The 1,294-nt window shown below is 74.0% G+C and carries 1 protein-coding gene; it reads left to right on the top strand.

Annotation, left to right across the window (positions count from 1 at the left end; translation table 11 throughout):
* On the top strand, positions 1-1,198 hold a 1,198-nt coding region (locus tag ROTAS13_RS24575; protein WP_139323571.1), incomplete at its 5' end, for a polysaccharide biosynthesis protein.
* Positions 1,199-1,294 lie beyond the last annotated feature (96 nt).

Below are 1,294 nucleotides of genomic sequence, written 5' to 3'. Positions count from 1 at the left end.
CCCGGACGGGGGGCCCCTGGGGGCGGAGCGCCGCATCACGCTGCGCCCGATCGGCATCGAGGAGCTGCTGGACCGGCCCCAGGTGCCGCTGGACCGCGAGGGCATCGCCCGGCTGGTGCGGGGCCGGCGGGTGCTGGTGACGGGCGCCGGCGGCACCATCGGCGGGGAGCTGGCGCGGCAGGTGGCGGGCCTCGGCCCCGCCATGCTGACGCTGCTGGACCATGGGGAGTTCGCCCTCTACTCGATCGACCTGGAGCTGGGCGAGCTGCACCCCGAGGTGCCCCGCCGGGCGGTGCTGGCGGATGTGCGGGACGAGACCCGCATCCGGCGGCTGATGGAGGAGGCCCGGCCCGAGCTGGTCTTCCACGCCGCGGCGCTGAAGCATGTGCCGATGGTGGAGAACGACCCGGCCGAGGGGCTGCTGACCAACGCCCAGGGCACCCGCATCGTGGCCGACGCGGCCCGGGCGGCGGGGGCCGTCGAGATGGTCTTCATCTCCACCGACAAGGCGGTGAACCCGACCTCGGTGATGGGCGCCGGCAAGCGGCTGGCGGAGATGTACTGCCAGGGCCTCGACATGCAGGCCCGCCAGGGAGCGGCCAGCGGCCATGGCGGCATGCGCTGCGTCACCGTCCGCTTCGGCAACGTGCTGGGCTCCACCGGCTCGGTCGTGCCGCTGTTCCGGCGGCAACTGGAGCGCGGCGGGCCGCTGACCGTCACCCATCCGGACATGCGCCGGTATTTCATGACGGTGCGCGAGGCCGTGGGGCTGGTGCTCCAGGCCAGCGTGGTGGGGGCGGAGGACCGCGCCGACCAGCCGCCGGAGCTGCGCGAGGGCGGGATCTTCGTGCTCGACATGGGCGATCCGGTGAAGATCGTGGACCTCGCGCGCCGCATGATCCGCCTCGCCGGGCTGCGCCCGGACGAGGATGTGGCGATCCGCTTCACCGGCCTGCGCCCGGGCGAGAAGCTCTACGAGGAGCTGTTCCACGGGCAGGAGCCGCCGAACCCGACGCGCTTCCCCGGCCTGCTGGTGGCCACGCCCCGCACCGCCGATCCGGCACTGGTGGGCCGGGCGATCGACGAGATCGCCGCCGCCTGCCGCGCCGGGCAGCCCAAGCAGGCCCTGGCGCAGCTTTCGCGCCTGGTGCCGGAATTCGACCACGACCCGCATCACGCGGCGGCGCGGGGGGCCTGACCCTTCCCCGGGTCGCCGGAGCGGCCCGCCCAGGCATACGGCGGGCCGATGGCTGTCTCTTGATCACATCTACGCACAGCTCCACCGTAAGGCGAA

The organism is Roseomonas sp. TAS13 (assembly GCF_001950415.1).
Classification (GTDB): Bacteria; Pseudomonadota; Alphaproteobacteria; order Acetobacterales; family Acetobacteraceae; genus Roseomonas; species Roseomonas mucosa.
This window is presented reverse-complemented; position numbering and strand designations above follow the sequence as displayed.